General features: G+C 56.6%; 8 protein-coding genes. 4 read left to right on the forward strand and 4 right to left on the reverse strand.

Features of this window, described 5'->3' with window-relative positions:
- The first annotated feature begins 307 nt into the window (after positions 1-307).
- The gene (locus tag ACFQPC_RS04000; protein WP_382270302.1) at positions 308-9,088 is read left to right on the forward strand and encodes a GH36-type glycosyl hydrolase domain-containing protein; all 8,781 of its coding nucleotides are present in this window, start codon (positions 308-310) and stop codon (positions 9,086-9,088) included.
- 200 nt (positions 9,089-9,288) lie between these two features.
- Positions 9,289-10,221 (forward strand): methyltransferase domain-containing protein, encoded by a 933-nt coding sequence (locus tag ACFQPC_RS04005; RefSeq protein WP_382271868.1) that lies wholly within the window; start codon positions 9,289-9,291, stop codon positions 10,219-10,221.
- A 63-nt stretch (positions 10,222-10,284) separates the two neighbouring features.
- Here the strand turns inward: ACFQPC_RS04005 and ACFQPC_RS04010 are convergent, their stop codons facing one another.
- Together ACFQPC_RS04010 and hisC are read right to left on the reverse strand one after the other, a co-directional pair.
- Positions 10,285-10,500, reverse strand: a complete 216-nt coding sequence (locus ACFQPC_RS04010) for a DUF2970 domain-containing protein (RefSeq protein ID WP_382270303.1) — start codon at positions 10,498-10,500, stop codon at positions 10,285-10,287.
- Positions 10,501-10,608: 108 nt separating this feature from the next.
- Positions 10,609-11,676 carry a histidinol-phosphate transaminase gene (gene hisC / locus ACFQPC_RS04015; RefSeq protein ID WP_382270304.1) on the reverse strand — a complete coding sequence of 356 codons (1,068 nt, stop codon included), beginning with the start codon at positions 11,674-11,676 and terminating at the stop codon, positions 10,609-10,611.
- 166 nt (positions 11,677-11,842) lie between these two features.
- Here hisC and ACFQPC_RS04020 point away from each other — a divergent pair, with 166 nt between their 5' ends.
- Both ACFQPC_RS04020 and ACFQPC_RS04025 read left to right on the forward strand, forming a co-directional pair.
- The gene (locus ACFQPC_RS04020; protein WP_382270305.1) at positions 11,843-12,559 is read left to right on the forward strand and encodes a pseudouridine synthase; all 717 of its coding nucleotides are present in this window, start codon (positions 11,843-11,845) and stop codon (positions 12,557-12,559) included.
- Positions 12,560-12,778: 219 nt separating this feature from the next.
- Positions 12,779-15,169, forward strand: a complete 2,391-nt coding sequence (locus ACFQPC_RS04025) for a DUF1631 family protein (RefSeq protein ID WP_382270306.1) — start codon at positions 12,779-12,781, stop codon at positions 15,167-15,169.
- A gap of 2 nt (positions 15,170-15,171) precedes the next feature.
- Here the strand turns inward: ACFQPC_RS04025 and ppnN are convergent, their stop codons facing one another.
- Positions 15,172-16,542 carry a nucleotide 5'-monophosphate nucleosidase PpnN gene (ppnN, locus tag ACFQPC_RS04030; protein WP_382270307.1) on the reverse strand — a complete coding sequence of 457 codons (1,371 nt, stop codon included), beginning with the start codon at positions 16,540-16,542 and terminating at the stop codon, positions 15,172-15,174.
- A 209-nt stretch (positions 16,543-16,751) separates the two neighbouring features.
- The gene (locus tag ACFQPC_RS04035; protein ID WP_382270308.1) at positions 16,752-17,723 is read right to left on the reverse strand and encodes a DnaJ C-terminal domain-containing protein; all 972 of its coding nucleotides are present in this window, start codon (positions 17,721-17,723) and stop codon (positions 16,752-16,754) included.
- Positions 17,724-17,773: the final 50 nt, after the last annotated feature.

The raw sequence follows: 17,773 nt of genomic DNA on the forward strand, positions 1-17,773 counted from the left end.
TGCACTCAGGCGTGCTTGAGTTTGCCCCTTCATCTTGCTGCAAGTCTAAAAAGTTGGGAACTCTTGTCTGTTCTGCATCTCCAACTGAGCAAAATACGGACCACCATGTCAATCTAAAAACCGCTTTAGCGGGGAGGAAGAAATATGGTCAGTACTACCTGCACGCATGCCTGTTCCTTATGCGGGACACGCCTTCTTCGCCAGCAGCGCATTATCACTAGCAAGCGCAATCGCCATGTCGTGTCATGTCAGGCACGGCGGCTGAATATTCGTTTGAATTTTTCCTGCAAGCAAAGTGAGGCTTGCTTTGTTTAAAAAATTATTCAATCGAAATTCGGATTTTTCCTTTGCAGAAGATACGTCTTCTCCATCCGAGGAACCGGTACGCGTAGAAATTTTCAGCGCGGAAAGGCTGGAGTCACACGCAGCGCATCTTGCTGCCATTCAAAAAATAGGTAGCGCTGCCGGTGGTGCCAGCCTGGTTACTGCCGCACGCGAAAACGGCAAGATAATAACCGCAGCTCATGCCGCGATCGAACATGCGACCGGTGAGCGACGCGCGATTACTTCCGCTGCCGAATGGCTGCTCGATAACCTGCATGTGATCGACGAGAACGTTGCGAGTGTGGTCGAAGGCTTGCCGCGTCGCCTGTACAAGGCACTGCCTAAATTAATCGGTGGCAATCATGCCGGACAGGTACGTATTTACGCCTTGTGCTGGGAATTTGCCGCACACACCGATAACCACTTTGATGCTGATGTATTCCTGCGTTTTGTCCGTTCCTATCAAACGGTGCAGCGCCTGACGATGGCCGAGTTGTGGGCCTTGCCGGTGGTGATGCGGGTGGTCCTGCTCGAACATTTGCGGCGCGTCGCAGTCCGCGTCGTCAAGGCGCAGGCGGCACGCCAGGCCGCCGATGACTTTGCGAATGACCTGATCGTCATCGCGCAAAAGATGCCGGAGAATGAACAGCCCGGCATCGTCCTGCCGCCGGGGCGTTTGTTGCAGCCGTTTGTCGTGCAACTGGTACAGCGTCTGCGTTACCAGCAACCGGGCTTTACGCCTCTGCTCGATGCCTTGGGTGCACGCCTGCTGGACCAGGGGCCGACCATAGACGATATCGTCTTGCGTGAACATACGACACAAGTCGCGTCGAACCAGACCATACGCAATATCATCACCAGCATGCGTACCATCGCTGCTTATGACTGGCGTGACTTCTTTGAATCGGTCAGCCTAGTCGAGCAGAAGCTACAGACCTTGTCGAATTATGCGGAGCTGGATTTCCTGACACGCGATCGCTATCGCAAGATCATCCAGCAGATCGCCTTGAATGCACGGTATTCGGAACAGCAGATTGCCGATGCATTGGTACGGAAAATTGAATCACATCGCAGCCAGATGTCGGCCGATGATGTTGTCGCCGATGAGCGCGCACTCGATCCCGGTTATTACCTGCTGGGACGCGGTCGCAGCGACCTCGAAGCGGAACTGGGTTACAAACCACACCTGACACAAAAGCTGCGCCGTCATTACATTGCACATGCCAGCCTGTATTACCCGTTGACCATCCTGTCGGTTGCCGTACTGATCCTCGCGTTTCCTTTGTGGACGACGCATGACAAGGGAATACCGGTGGCACTGTTGGCGGTATTGATCATTGCCGGCTTGTTCCCGGCGGTTGATATCGCGGTGGCCTTTGTTAACAAGGTCTTGATGCGCCTGTTCTGGCCGCGTCATTTGCCGCGCGTGGAGCTGGCGGATATTTCAGAAAATATGCGCACCTTTGTTGCGGTACCCATCATGCTGACCAGCGAAGAGGGTATAGAAGAAGAGATACAGCAACTGGAAACGCATTACTTGTCGAATCCGGACGGTGAAGTGTATTTCACCCTGTTGTCTGATTGGGCCGATGCAAAGCAAGAGCACATGCCGCAGGATTTGCCGCTGCTGGAAAAAGCGCGTCGCTGTGTAGCAATGCTCAATACTCGTTATGGCCCGAGCAAAAGCGGGCAGACGCGTTTCTATATCCTGCATCGCCGCCGTTTGTGGAATGAAGCGGAAGGCAAGTGGATGGGATGGGAACGCAAGCGCGGTAAATTGCATGAGTTCAACCGCCTGCTGCGTGATGCGCAAGACACCTCCTTCCTGCTCGACGATATCCCGGTGCCGCGCAATGTGCGCTATGTGATCACGCTGGATGCCGATACACGTTTACCGATAGGTGCATTGCGTGCGCTGGTCGGCGTTGCGGTCCATCCATTGAACCAGCCACGGCATGACCCGGACACCATGCAGGTCATCGAAGGGTACGGCATCCTGCAACCGCGCATCACGCCGACGCTGCCGATGCAGCAGGAACGTACCTTGTATCGTCGCTTTTTCTCTGCGCGTGGCGGGGTCGATCCGTACGGCGGTGCGGTATCCGATGTGTACCAGGATGTATTCGGCTGGGGCAGTTATTCGGGTAAGGGCTTGTACGATGTTGATGCCTTCGAGCGCGCCTTGTCCGGCAAGGTACCGGAAAACACCATGCTCAGCCATGATCTTTTTGAAGGTGCGCTGGCGCGTTGTGCACTGGTGAATGACGTCGAATTGTTTGAAGATTTTCCGTCGCACGTCGAAGAAGCGGCGGCACGCCAGCATCGCTGGACGCGTGGTGATTGGCAGTTGCTGCCATGGCTGCTGAATGCCGGACGCGTTTCGATGTCGATGATAGACCGCCTCAAGATCGCCGATAACATGCGACGCTCGTTGACGGCACCGGCGATCCTGCTGACGCTGGCTGCGACTTTCTTCCTGGGCAATGCACCGGCCTGGCCGTGGCTGATACTGGCTATCGTCGGCCTGGCACCACCGGCCGTATTTCGCTTTTTCTCCGACTTGTTGCCGCATCGTGATGACCTCAGCTTCAAAGCGCACTGGCGGCGCGGCATGGCGGTCTTGCCGGATACGATCGCCGTCGTCTTTATTTCACTGGCAGTGCTGGCGCAGTATTCGTGGCTGATGCTGGATGCGATAGGGCGGACTTTGGTGCGCCTGATTTTTACGCGCAGAAAGTTGTTGGAGTGGGTCACTTCCGCCCAGGTAAGAAGGGCGAAGAAATATTCGGTCGGCAGCTTCTTGTGGCGTGGTCGTATGGGCATGCTGATCGCCGTTGTGATCGCCGCCGCGGTTGCTTTCCTGCATCCTGCCGCCTTGTGGCTGGCTTTGCCATTCTGCCTGTTGTGGCTGGCCAGTCCATTGATTGCGCGTGCCATCAGCCTGCCGCCGGTGGATACCAATGTCGAAGAGCTGGATGTCGGTGAAGAAACCGAGTTACGCCTGGTTGCTCGCCGTACCTGGCGTTTTTTTACGACCTTTGTGGTGGCGCAGGATAACTACCTGCCGCCGGATAATTTCCAGGAAGACCCGCAGCCGGTGATTGCGCATCGCACTTCGCCGACCAATTTCGGTTTGTATTTATTGTCGGTGGTGAGTGCGCGCGACTTTGGCTGGATCGGCCTGAGCGAAATGATGCGTCGGCTGGAAGCGACGATGGATACCTTGCACAAGTTGCCACGCTATCACGGTCATTTTTACAACTGGTATGAAACCGAACGGCTGGAAGTTTTGTCGCCACGTTATATCTCAACCGTGGATAGCGGCAATCTCGCCGGACATTTGTTTGCACTGGCGCAGGCTTGCAAGGATGCGCAGGAACAAAGCATCCTGCGACCGACTATCGTCGCCGGTATGCGGGATACGGTTTTACTGTTGCGCCTGGCAATAGATGGCATCGGGCCGGAGTTACGTACGCAGGCAGTCAGCATCAATGAATTGCGTAAAGGGACTGAGCAATTCAGTGATTTCCTGCTGACGACGAATGCCGTTTCGCCGGCATACACGTTTTGGGAAAAGATGGTCGAACGTTCGGAGAATCTGTTCGACCTGGCGCAAGCTTTTTCGGTAGAGATCAAGAGCCCGGACAATGAAGTGCTGACCTGGGCCAATGAATTGCGTGTGACAGTACGCATGCATTGCAATGATTTCGTCGTGATGATGCCATGGGTACACCTGGAAGCGCAGGATGGCGGCAAGAATGTCGAGTTGTGGCAGATCGTCAATTCACACATCAATATACATGTGGCACTGGAAGATTTGCCGACTGCCTACCTGGCGGCACGGCGCGATATAGCACGCTTGTTTGCGTCACAGAACCGGCTGGATCCCGACGTCATTCCACAGCAGCTGTTCGATGCGCTGGATGGCTCGCTGATGCAGGCTGCGGTACTGGGCGTCGAATGGCTGGAACGATTGGAAAACATGGAGCGCGCGACGCGTGCCATGGCAGTCGAAATGGATTTCAGTTTCCTGATGTCGCCGGAACGACAATTGTTTTCCATCGGTTACAACGTCGACGAAGGCAAGCTGGACGATAGTTATTATGATTTGCTGGCGTCGGAAGCGCGGCTGGCCAGCCTGGTGGCGATTGCCGAACGGCAGGCGCCGCCATCACACTGGTTCCGCCTCGGTCGACGCATGCTGCCCGGGATTAATGGTCCGGTGTTGGCATCATGGTCAGGGTCGATGTTTGAATACCTGATGCCGTCACTGGTGATTTCCTCGCCGCGCGGCAGCATGCTGGACCAGACTTGCCGCGATATCGTCGCGCGCCAGATCGAGTACGGCAAGGAGCGCCACGTACCGTGGGGGGTATCCGAATCTGCGTTGAATGTACGCGATCGCGCATTCACTTATCAATACTCTGCATTCGGCGTGCCGGGCCTGGGCCTGAAGCGCGGGCTGGAAAAAGATATAGTGATCGCACCGTATGCGACCGGCCTGGCGGCAATGTATATGCCAAAAAGCGCGGTCGCTAATTTCCGCAGCCTGACTGAAATCGGTGCATTGGGTCGTTACGGTTTCTATGAGGCACTGGACTTTACGCCGGGCCGTCGCGCCGAGAACCAGACCATGGCGATCGTGCGTGCCTATATGGCGCATCACCAGGGTATGTTGCTGGTGGCGTTGGGCAATGTGATCAATCGCAATGTGATGCGCCATCGTTTCCATCACGAACCGATTATTCGTTCCGCAGAATTGTTGTTGCATGAATCGCAGCCGCGCTGGGTGCAACCGACTTCGCTGGCATTGCGTGAAGAACGCGAGCGGCCGACCGTGGTGATGCCGGAATCCGGTGTGGCACGGGAGTTCAACAGCGCGATGACGGCGACGCCGGAGACGCAGTTACTGTCGAACGGACATTATGCAGTCATGATGACGGCTGCCGGTTCCGGTTACAGCCTGTGGAATAAATTGGGCATTACGCGCTGGCGTGAAGATGCAACGCGTGACCATTGGGGTAGCCACATCTATCTGCGTGATTCGGAAAGTGGCGCGTACTGGTCGGCCGGCTTCCAGCCGACTGCGGTTGAGCCCGACTCATACCAGGTCAAGTTCGCCGAAGATCGTGTACGTATCTCACGTGCCGACGGTTCCATTTCCAGCATGCTGGAAGTGATCGTGTCACCGGAAGACGATACCGAGCTGCGTCGCCTGACCTTGACCAATAACGGTTCGCGCACCCGCTATATCGAAGTGACTTCGTATATGGAAGTGCTGTTGGCACCGGTGGCGGCTGATATCGCGCATCCGGCGTTTTCAAACCTGTTTGTCGAAACCGAGTACTTGCATGAAATACGCGGCTTGCTGGCTTCGCGTAGGCCGCGCAAGGATGGCGAAACCCGACCATGGGCGGCGCATGTGGTGGCGCGTGGTGAGGGGAGTGACAGTGCAGTAGGAATTGAATATGAAACTGATCGTGCCCGCTTCATCGGGCGCGGCCAGGGTGTCAGCAATCCCTTGTCGATCATTGATGGTCGTCCTTTGTCGAATACAGTCGGCGCGGTACTGGATCCTATTTTCAGCCTGCGCGTCAGGGTAAGGCTGGAACCGGATGAAATCGTGCATCTGGTATTTTCGACGATGGCCGCGAACTCGCGTGAAGAGATACTCAGCCTGGCGGATAAATACCATGACGGTTCGGCATTTTCGCGGATCTCGGCCCTGGTGTGGACGCATGCACAGGTGCAATTGCATTATTTGCGGGTTGAGCATTACGAAGCCGAACTGTTCCAGCATCTGGCCAGCCGTATCCTGTTTTCGGACCGCACTGCGCGTGCCAGTGGTCGCGTCATACGTTCGATGCGCCTGAGCCATGCTGGCCTGTGGGGACAGGGCATTTCCGGCGACCGGCCTATCGTCTTGCTGCGCATGGCCAAGCAGGAAGATTTGCGCCTGGTATCGCAGTTACTGCGTGCACATGAATACTGGCGCATGAAGCAATTGCCGGTGGACCTGGTGATCCTGAATGAAAAAGGCGCATCGTACGCGCAGGAACTGCAGGCAGCGATGGAAGGCATGGTCCGGGCGGCGCAAGCTTTCTCGGCACAGCAGGAGCAGGCCGAGCGTGGCGGTGCATTTATCGTGCGGGCGGATGTCATTACCGACGATGAACGTACTTTGTTGCTGGCGTCGGCACGCGTGGTGCTGGAAGGCGGGCAGGGCAGCCTGGCCGAACAATTGCAGGCGCGTCCGGAAGTCGAAGAGAATGCGCCATTTTCGTGGCTCAAGCGTGAAATACAGGGGCCGCGTGCCGGTCCGCCTAGCGTGCCGCCACAACTGGCGCTGTTCAACGGACTCGGTGGTTTCGACAAGGATGGGCGCGAGTATGTGATCGTGCTGGGGCAGGACCAGGTCACACCGGCACCGTGGATCAACGTGATCGCTAATCCGACTTTCGGTTTTACCGTGTCCGAACGTGGTGCCGGTTATACCTGGAGCCAGAACAGCCGTGAAAACAAACTGACTCCTTGGTCCAACGATCCGGTCTCGGATCCGTCGGGTGAAGCCTTCTATATCCGTGATGAAGAGAGTGGTGCGCTCTGGAGCCCGACTATCTCGCCGATCCGCGTGCCGGATGCGATTTACACGACACGCCATGGACAGGGGTATAGCCGCTTCGAACTTAATTGCAGTGGCATCGCCAGTGAATTGCTGCAATTCGTCAGTTGGGATGATCCGGTCAAGATTTGTCGCCTGCGCCTGAAGAATGTATCGCGCGGTGTGCGTCGCCTGTCGCTCAGTTCTTATGTGGAATGGGCGTTGGGGGCAACGCGTGCCGATAACATGCCATTCATCGCGACTGAACGCGATGCGGAAAGTGGTGCGATGTTTGCGCGCAACCCGTGGAATATCGAATTCGGCCAACGCGTCGCCTTCATAGACCTGTGCGGCAAGCAAACGGCATGGACCGGTGACCGCAAGGAATTCATCGGTCGTAACGGCAACTTCCAGAAGCCGGAAGCGCTGACGCACGGTAGCGTGCTGTCGAATCGGGTTGGTGCCGGTTTCGATCCCTGCGGTGTGCTGCAGGCTTTGGTCGAAATCGCGCCGGATAGCGAAGTCGAAATCGTCTTCCTGATGGGACAGGCCGATGATGCGGACGCCGCACGCGGGTTGGTGCAGCGCTACCGCGCAGCTGATATCGACGAAGTTTTTGAAACCAGCCAGCGTAACTGGCACAATATTTTGCACAAGGTGCAGGTGGAAACGCCGGATCGTTCGATGGATTACCTGCTCAATGGCTGGTTGCTCTACCAGACCCTGAGTTGCCGCTTCTGGGCCCGTACCGCCTTCTATCAGGCAGGTGGCGCTTACGGTTTCCGCGATCAGTTGCAGGATACCCAGGCATTGGCACTGGTGGCACCGACATTGGCGCGTGAGCAAATCCTGCGCGCTTCGTCACGCCAATTCCCGGAAGGTGATGTCCAGCATTGGTGGCATCCGCCGAGCGGGCGCGGTGTGCGTACACATATCTCCGATGATTTGATCTGGCTGCCTTATTGCGCAGCACACTATGTCGATGTCACCGGTGATGCGCAAATCTACGATGAGATGCTGCCTTTCCTCGAAGGCGATCCCTTGCCGCTGGAAAAAGAAGATGCCTACTTCGAAGCGCATATCTCGGAACAGATGGCCAGCGTGTATGAGCATTGCGCACGCGCACTCGACCATAGCCTGCATACCGGCCCGCATGGCTTGCCGCTGATGGGTGGCGGTGACTGGAACGATGGCATGAATCGCGTCGGCCATGGCGGCAAGGGCGAAAGCGTGTGGCTCGCGTGGTTCCTGTATGCGACCTTGCTGCGCTTTGCGCCGGTGGCGGAAGCGCGCAAGGACAAGGCGCGTGCGACACGCTGGCGCAAACATGCAGAGAAACTGAAGAAGGCAACCGAGCAGCATGCCTGGGACGGTGCATGGTATCGCCGCGCCTACTTTGACGACGGTACGCCACTGGGTTCCGCCAGCAATGCCGAATGTCGCATCGATTCGATTGCACAAAGCTGGTCGGTGATTTCCGGCGCGGGTGAGCCGGAACGCAGCCAGCGTGCGATGGAATCGGTCGATCAATACCTGATCCGTCCGGGCGATGACTTGATCCTCTTGTTCACGCCACCATTCGACAAGACGCCGCTGGACCCGGGTTATATCAAGGGTTATTTGCCGGGCGTACGCGAAAACGGCGGACAGTACACGCATGCCGCAGTGTGGTGCCTGATTGCATACTCGAAGATGGGCAAGGGTGGCCAGGCGCATGATTTGTTCAAGATGATCAATCCGGCCAATCGCAGCAGTTCGCGCACCGGGATGGCAGCCTACAAGGTAGAGCCGTACGCGGTGGCGGCTGACATCTATGCCGAGTCACCGCATGTCCGGCGCGGCGGCTGGACCTGGTACACCGGTGCCGCCGGCTGGCTGTACCGGGCCGGGGTCGAATCGATACTGGGCTTGTGCATACAAGCGGACAAATTGAGCCTCGATCCCTGCCTGCCGAATGAGTGGCGTAGTGCGAAACTGCATTATCGCTATGGTGCCGCCGTCTATAACATCACGATCCAGAATCCGACCGGTATCAGCAAGGGTGTGCTGCGCGTTGAACTGGATGGCGTGGTGATGCCGGATCACTTTGTAACAATGCGGGATGATGGCACCGCACATACGGTCACCGTACTGATGGGTACACCGGTGTTGCCGGCAGTTTAATTTCCTGTTGCCGGTCCCTGGTCCGGGGGCCGGCGTCCTTCCTTTTCATTCATCAAGCGCATTTTTTCAAGCAGGGAACAGCTGCTTAAAACTGGTGCATCTCGTCCCTTTGTTTCGTCATCCGTTCACGATAATGGTGTTCCATGCCGTCATTCCCAGCCGGGGATGGCAGCTCACCGACTATCCATAAGGATGAACACATGCTGACCGAACGCGAACTTGAAAGCTGTTACCTGGGCCAATTCATCCCTGTGCACTACCACCACAATATGCTGATGGACAATCGCCGCATGTCCGGCTTCAAGGCGGCGATTACGCACCTGGTGGCGCCCGGCGCCAAGGTGCTGGAGTTGGGTGGTGGTACCGGTGTGCTGTCATGGTTTGCGGCGGCCCAGGCGGAAAAGGTTTGGTGTGTCGAATACAATCCGGACCTGGTGGCGGAAGCGAAACGCTTCCTCGCACAGAATGTGAATGGCGAGCGGGTCGAAGTGATACAGGGTGATGCCTTTGAATACCTGCCGCCGGAACCGGTTGATGTCGTGATTTGCGAAATGATCCACGTCGCCATGCTGCGCGAAAAGCAGGTGCAAGTTATCGAATCATTCAAACAGCGCTACCTTGAAAAATTCGGCGGCCCGTTGCCACTCTTTATTCCGGAAGCAATGATCATGGCGGTCCAGCCCTTGCAGCAGGATTACTGCTTCGAAGGCTATAACGCGCCTATCGTGCAATTCCAGGAACCGACTTTCATCCAGACCGGTAGCGTAGAACTGGCGCAGCCATCGGTTTATTCGATGCTGGATTTCACGCAGGCGGTGAATCCGCAGATTGCCTGGGAAGGCGTGTTTGCGATTGAACATGCCGGCACGGTGAATGCCTTGCGTTTCGTGACCAAGAATATCCTGGCCGTCAATATGCAGCAATCGACCACGATAGACTGGTTGAATCACTACCTGGTCCTGCCGCTGGCGGAGCCGGTCAGCGTGCAAGCCGGTGATCAATTGCATGTCAGCCTGGCGTACAAGGCGGGCGGCTCCATCCCATCGTTGCAAGCGACGATGCGGGCGCAACATTTACATGTGGTGGAAGCGGAGTGGGCCTTGCAGAGCAAGCATCTGGCTGTGTATGCCTGATTGTTGAAACGAAACTGGTTTGATTGCAATAGCGAGCGTGCCGTTCCGGCTAGCTCGCTATTTTTATTTAAGCACCAGTGATACCACGGTCAGCAGGATGCCGATGAAGATGGCGACGCCCAGCAGGGCGGCGACCAGAACGTAGAAAGGATTCAGTCCGGTCACATCCTTTTCGTAATCGGAGCGGCGGCGCAAGCCGATGAAAGACCAGAAAATAGCACCCATCGTCGCAAAAAACGACATTTTCTCGGGTTCCTGCTTGATCGGTTCCGACATCATTTTCTCCTTCAGGATCAGCAAAAGCATACACCCTGTACCGCACGCTTTACAGCATCAGATGTGGCGATATTTCCCATAGCAGATTGCAGCCATGGGAAACCCGGCGTTTTAATGTTCCGACGTCAACAGGCGCAGCGTCTGGATCAGTGCCTTGCACTCATCCGGATTGCCGATGCTGATACGCAAGTATTGGTTGATGCGCGGATGATTGAAGTGACGCACGATAATCGCCCGTTCGCGCAAACCGGCCGCCAACTGGCTGGCCGGCAAGGAAGCATGGCGCGCGAAGATAAAGTTGGCAGTTGACGGCAATACCGAGAAACCGAGTTTTTCCAGTTCCTGCGTCATGTGGTCACGGCTGTCGATAATCGCCTGGCGGGTTTGCTGGAAGTAAGCTTCATCGCCATAGCTGGCGACCGCGCCGGTCAGGGCCATGCGGTCCAGCGGGTAGGAGTTGAAGCTGTTCTTCACGCGTTCCAGCGCTTCTATCAGTTTCGGATGACCCATCGCAAAGCCGACGCGCAAGCCGGCCAGCGAGCGTGACTTCGAGAAAGTCCGGATCACCAGCAGGTTCGGATACTTACGGATCAGCGGAATCGCGGTTTCACCACCAAAATCGACATAGGCTTCATCGATAGCCACCACGACATTCGGCTGTTTGACCAGCAATTCTTCGATCGCCGCGAGTGGCAGCGCGATGCCGGTAGGCGCATTCGGATTCGGGAAGATAATGCCGCCGCAGGACTGTGCATGATAATCGGCCGGCCGGATGCCCATCTGTTCATCCAGCGGGATTTCCTGGTAATCGATGCCAAACAGTTTGCAATAGACCGGATAGAAGCTGTAAGTGATGTCCGGGAACAGCAAGGGTGCCTGGTGCTTGAGCAGGGCCATGAAGACAAAGGCCAGCACTTCATCGGAGCCATTGCCGATGAAAATCTCATTGGTCGCCAGTTGGTGGTAATCGGCCAGCGTCTGCTTCAGCGCGCTGGAATCCGGGTCCGGGTAGAGGCGCAGGGTGTCGGCGCTGACCGCATGCATCGCCGACATGACGGCAGGCGACGGCGGGTAAGGGTTTTCATTGGTGTTCAGCTTGATCAAGCCCGGCAATTTCGGTTGCTCACCCGGTACATATGGCGTGAGTGTTTGCACAATAGGGCTCCAGAACTGGCTCATGACTGCTTTCCTTTTTCGATAGATACCCGCATTTTATCGTGTGCAGTGGCTAAATAGAAAATCGCCGGCAGACCAAGCCCTTGCGCTTGTGACAAGTCAATGCCTGAAGTGGTGGATTTTAAGCGCCGCGGCTGATAAATCCGGCTCATTCTGGTACAGTGCCGCCATGAGTAAATTGACCCTAGACCGCATCCTGCAATCGCAGGGATACGGCACCAGAAAATACTGCCGCAACCTGATTGAAGACGGCGAAGTCAGCATCAACGGCGTAAGCGTGACTGATTACCGCGCCGCTTTCGATACCAGCGACCTTGAATTCACGATTTTTGATGAAGTGTGGCGCTATCGCGAGCACGTCTACATCGTGTTGAATAAACCTGCCAACTTTGAATGTTCGCGCAAGCCCAGCCACCATCCGGGCGTGCTGACCTTATTGCCCGAGCAATTCACCTGGCGCGAACTGCAGCCGGTCGGGCGGCTGGACCACGATACGACCGGCATGCTGCTGATGTCGGACGACGGTCCTTTCATCCATGCGCAATCGTCGCCGAAACGCCATATTCCTAAAGTTTATGTTGCCACAACGCATGATCCGGTCACGCCGGAACTGATCGCGCAGTTGCTGGACGGTGTGCAATTGCACGACGAGCCGGCACCGCTGGCGGCGCAAACCTGCCGCATGCTGGGCGCCAATGAGCTGGAGATCGTGCTGGAGCAGGGCAAATACCATCAGGTCAAACGCATGCTGGCGGCAGCCGGCAACCATTGCTCGGCCTTGCGCCGTGTTGCCATCGGCAGCCTGACGCTGGAATCACTGGCACTGGAAGAGGGTGAATGGACCTACCTGACTGAAGCGCAACTGGCTTTGCTGGCACCGGCTTAAAGCGCGCACCAACCGTAATGACCCGGACGGGCTTGCCACTGGCAGGCCCGTTTGTTTTCGAGTGTTTCCGCGATTTGTTAATTTGCGTTAAATGTGTGCAATGCGCGACAAATGTCAGGTTAAATCTAGGCTGCCGTGCAGCCCGGCCTCGTCACACAACTTGCATTACGCTATGATCAAAAAAATATTCGCCCACACTCGTCGGAGACGGTCACTGTAATGCACGCGATCAAACCTGTCATTCAACTGGCCAAAGAGCGTGCTTTATTTCGATTCTCCACCCTTGCAGAACGCATGCTGCAAGACGCGAATATCAGCCTGGCGCAACAAATTCCCATGGCCGGTTCGGCCAATGAACAAAAATGGATTTCCGCGTCCCGTGATTTCCTCGGCACGCATGGAACCGAATTCCTCAAGCGTTTAAACCTCAGCTACATCGGCTATATCGAGCGCGGCATGCAAACCATGTATCGCGACCTGCGCCTGAGCCTGCAGGATGTGTCGGCCGATACCCTGACGCTGATGGACGACGATACGGTGACCCGCCAGATCGAGGTGGAGCGCCGCGTCCTGCGTTTGCGTGAAGCCGACCAGCAAAGCCTGGGACGGCTCAACCTGATGATCGCGCAACTGCATGATGAGCATGATGTGCGCGAACGTGAAAATCCTTTCCGTCCTTACCTGATGGCACGCGCACTGCATGATGTCCTGTGCGAAATGAATAGCAATAGCAGTGTCTGCGCGATGCTGTTCGATCATCTGTCCGGAGCACTGGCCGAACAACTGCCTGAATACTTTTCCGCGATCCGCGATGTATTTGAATCGAATGGCGTGCATGCGCGCCTGCTGGCGCGTCCGAGCGCCTTGAGCAAACGTGAGCGCGAAATGCTGGCACTGGTGAACCAGGGCGCGTATCGTGCGACTGCGGTCGACGCCGGTTTGTCGACAGGCGTGGACGGTGGCTTTCCGCAATTGCATGAAAACGTACCGGCTGCACCTGCGCTGGAACGGGTCCTGGCGCAATTGCAAAAGCCGACCAATAGTGCGGTCAATGGCCTGGGCAGCATGCCAGTCCTGCCTACTGACGGACAAATCGAATTGCAAGACTTTGTCTGGAAGATATTCAATCAGTCGGCCCCGGGCCGGATTCCGCCTAACCTGCGCTATCCGGACGGCGTGCCGCATGCGAGTGCCGCGCCGACCGCTAACAGCCAGGCCCATGCCCATCCGCTGTTCCAGCAGTTACAAGAAATGCAGCAGGCGGGTGTCACCGCGCCTGAAGGCGGCGCTGCGAACGTCGTGGCACCAGAGGATTTGCGTGAGGTGCTGGACCTGGACCAGGTCAGTGAAATCGACAAGGTGGGACTGGATGTGGTCACCATGCTGTTCGATTACATTGCCGAAGATGAGGCGCTGACTCTGGCGTTTCGGGCGCTGATTGCGCAACTGCGCATTCCTTTTGTCAAAGCTGCGATGCTGGATCCCGATGTCTTGCAACAAGCTGCGCATCCGGCACGGCAATTCCTGAATCGCACAGCTTCCATCGCCAGTGGCTTGAACGCAACTACCTCGCCGGGACAGGAAATCCATGCCGGTATGGCCGAGGCGATCGCTTGCGTCGGCAAGGATTTCAAGCAAGACATGCAAGTCTTTGCAACCGCCAGCCGGCATTTGAACCATATGGTCGAGAACGCCTTGCACGCGGCTGATGCCGAAGCCTTGCGTGCCATCGAAGCGCTGGAGCATGCGCAAAAGAATCCGCAACAGCACGATGTACTGGTGGTGCAAACCGTGAATGCCTTGCGCGAGCGCCTGGCTTCCATAGATACCGACCAGCGCGCCGTTGATTTCCTGATCAAGGTCTGGAGCAGGGTGCTGGTCTATGTCAGCGAACATGACAGCATGGATATCCAGCCTTATCGCGAGGTGGTGGCCGACCTGCTGTGGAGTGTGCAGGAAGAGCTGGATGCGAGTGAGCGCAGCACCCTGATGCGCGTATTGCCGAAGCTGGTGCAAAGGATTAAAACGGGTTTGCAGCTGCTGTTGATGTCGGACATCGAAAGCAGGCAGGTCTTGGATCAACTGGTTGCCATGCATGCTGAAGTACTACGCACGATACAAGGTAACCAGCAAACAGGTGCGCGCTCGCTGCTCAGCTTGCAGCAGCACTTTTCGACTTTGCATATAGGTAGTGCGCCGGCACCACAAGCGACGGAAATCCATGCGCCTACCGTGCCGCATGAACGCCTGCAAACCGCCTTGCAACAATTCGATGTGCGTGCAGAGCTGCATCTGGACAGTGATCTTGGCACCTTGATGAGTTCGGATGCCAAATGGCTGGGCGGCATGCATGTCGGTACCCAGGTCGAGTGGTGGCATGAGGGCGCTTATTTGCCTGCGACTTTGCTGTGGGTGGATGCGGCGCAATCGTTTTACCTGTTCCGCCTGAATGCGGTGGATGCGGCGCCACGCCTGTTGATCTATTCGTCGATTGCGCTGATCAAGGGCTTGCGGGAAGGATCGGTCGGGATGATGGAGTCGGCACCGATTTTTGACCGGGCGATGGAGGCACTGCTGAACGCCAGCGGCGCCCAGCAGTTTGCTGCGTAGTTTTACTTGATGACGCGATAGCAGGGCGTATAGGCCTTGCCCGGCAATTTCATACGGCCTTGTGCAACGAAGGCCGCCAGCAATTTATCCATCGGATCCATGATGCTGAGGTCGCCGCTGATTTCAAAGTGGCCATGTTCTTCGATCGCACGTATCCCGCTTTCCTTGACGTTACCTGCCACCACACCGGAAAACGCCCGGCGCAGGTTGGCGGCCAATTCATGCCGCTCCTGATTCTGGTGCAGCGATAAATTACGCATGTTTTCATGGGTCGGGAAAAACGGCATCTGGAACGCGTGGTCTATCTTCAGGCCCCAGTTGAAGTAATAGGCGTCGCCTTTGCTCTTGCGGAATTCTCGCACTTCCTTGATGCCATCCTGCATCGCCTGCGCCACCTGCACCGGATCATCAACGATGATCTTGTACAGTTTCTGCGCCTGCGGGCCCAGCGTGATACCGATGAAGTGGTCAATCTGCTTGAAGTAATCAGCTGAATTGGCCGGGCCGGTAAACACCAGCGGGAACGGCTGGCCGGCATTGTCCGGGTGCAGCAGGATACCGAGGATGTAGAGGATCTCTTCTGCGGTACCCGCACCGCCCGGGAATACGACGATGCCGTGGCCGATGCGCACGAATGCTTCCAGGCGCTTCTCGATATCCGGCAGGATCACCAGGTCATTGACGATAGGGTTAGGCGCTTCCGCCGCGATGATGCCCGGCTCCGATACGCCGAGGTAACGGCCGGTCGGGATGCGTTGCTTGGCATGGCCAATGGTCGCGCCTTTCATCGGCCCCTTCATCGCACCCGGGCCACAGCCGGTGCAGATATCCATTTCGCGCAAGCCGATTTCGTAACCGACTTTTTTGGTGTAATCGTATTCTTCGCGCGAGATCGAATGACCGCCCCAGCACACTACCAGTTTCGGATTGAGGTGCGGATGCAGCACATTCGCATTGCGCAGAATGTGGAAGACGGAGTCGGTAATGCCGGCCGATGATTCGAGATCAAAGGTCGGGTTGGCAATCACTTCATCGTGGGTGAACAGGATGTCGCGCAGGACGGAAAAGAGGTGTTCGTGTATGCCCTTGATCATCTTGCCATCGACGAAGGCGCTGGCCGGTGCATTCTTGATGTCGAGCTTGATACCGCGTTCGCGCTGGATGATGCTGATTTCAAAAGTGCTGTAACGATTCAGCAGTTCCTTGGCGTCGTCAGTGTCATTGCCGCAATTGAGTACCGCCAGCGCGCAATTACGGAAGAGTTTGTATAAACCGCCGTTGCGGGTGTCCAGGAGTCTGTGTACTTCGGCCTTCGACAAGATATCAAGGCGGCCGTCAGGGGAGAGCTGTGTATCGACTACTTCATATGTCATAGAGTGCTTAAATCCGAATGATAAGAGTGGGCAGGCGTGTTTATATTTTATAGGCTATGTTTTACAGGCAAGTATAGCGTCTGTGTCGCGCCGCAGGTAGTGCCATGCAGAAATGCATACAGGTGCAGGTCGGCTTGCATGTATGTTCAGACCATGAAAACGGTGCTTGGTTGCAAGGGTAGGCAGGCTGAAGATGCCAGCGCGGATGATTAGCGTTCGGTATCGGTACGCGGCGCAAAATCGAAGGCGGCCTTCAATGCGCGGTAGGCTTTTTGTGCAACCGCAGTATGGATAGGCTGGCTGACCTTGGTAATGACCGCATACATATCACCGGCCGGATCGCCGGGTATGCCTTTGCCTTTCAGGCGCAGCTTGCGGCCGATGCTGGAGCCGGCCGGGATCGCCAGTTGGACCGAGCCTTCCGGGGTTGGCACATGGACTACCGTGCCTTGTTCCGCACTGACGCTGGTCAACGGGACATCGACGTAGATGTCGCGGCCATCGACCCGATAGCGGCGGTGTGGACGGATCACGATTTCCAGGTACAGGTCGCCGGCCTTGCCCTCGCCGGTGCCGGGGAAGCCCTGGCCGGCCAGGCGCAGCGTCTGGCCTGAGCGCATGCCTTTCGGGATGCTGACTTTCAGCGTGCGCTTGGAAACGATCGGCATACCGTAGTCATCGGTCATATAGGTCGGCATCGACACATTGCAGGAAGTACCGTGAAAGGTATCCTCAAGGTCTATCTGTACCTTGGTGTGCTGGTCGCTGCCGTGGATGTGGACGCCGCGTTTCGGCGGTGTGGCCGGGCCCGGGCGGCCCATCATTTCATCCAGGATATTGCTGAAGTGTTCTTCCGTACGCGGCTTGGCGGCTGGTGGTGGTTCTTTCGGCGCGGCATGGCGTGGTGGTGCGCTTGTTTGTGGCTGTGCCTGCGCGCGTTTCGCCGATGCTTCGCGATAATTGAAGGCAGGCCGGTATTCGAGGTCGTAGGCCATGCGCTTGGCCGTATCTTTCAGGATCGCATAGGCTTCACCGACTTCCTTGAAGCGGAGTTCTGCATACATCTCCCGGCTCACGTCCGGGTGATATTTGCGCGCGAGTTTGCGGTACGCATTCTTGATTGCGTCTTGCGTCGCATCGCGCGGGATGCCTAGTGTTGCGTAATGATCCTTGAATTTCATCTGCTGGTTTTCGTGACTCGCCTGCGTCGATTTTGCCGGAATTGGTCCGC

Origin of the sequence: Herminiimonas glaciei (genome assembly GCF_042664955.1) — a bacterium.
GTDB lineage: Bacteria > Pseudomonadota > Gammaproteobacteria > Burkholderiales > Burkholderiaceae_D > Oxalicibacterium > Oxalicibacterium glaciei.

What these genes read in the sequence shown, in the direction of transcription:
- ACFQPC_RS04005 (WP_382271868.1), top strand. Translation starts at nt 9,289, where the DNA reads ATGCTGACCGAACGCGAACTTGAAAGCTGTTACCTGGGCCAATTCATC.
- ACFQPC_RS04010 (WP_382270303.1), bottom strand. Translation starts at nt 10,500, where the DNA reads ATGATGTCGGAACCGATCAAGCAGGAACCCGAGAAAATGTCGTTTTTT.
- hisC (WP_382270304.1), bottom strand. Translation starts at nt 11,676, where the DNA reads ATGAGCCAGTTCTGGAGCCCTATTGTGCAAACACTCACGCCATATGTA.
- ACFQPC_RS04020 (WP_382270305.1), top strand. Translation starts at nt 11,843, where the DNA reads ATGAGTAAATTGACCCTAGACCGCATCCTGCAATCGCAGGGATACGGC.
- ACFQPC_RS04025 (WP_382270306.1), top strand. Translation starts at nt 12,779, where the DNA reads ATGCACGCGATCAAACCTGTCATTCAACTGGCCAAAGAGCGTGCTTTA.
- ppnN (WP_382270307.1), bottom strand. Translation starts at nt 16,542, where the DNA reads ATGACATATGAAGTAGTCGATACACAGCTCTCCCCTGACGGCCGCCTT.
- ACFQPC_RS04035 (WP_382270308.1), bottom strand. Translation starts at nt 17,723, where the DNA reads ATGAAATTCAAGGATCATTACGCAACACTAGGCATCCCGCGCGATGCG.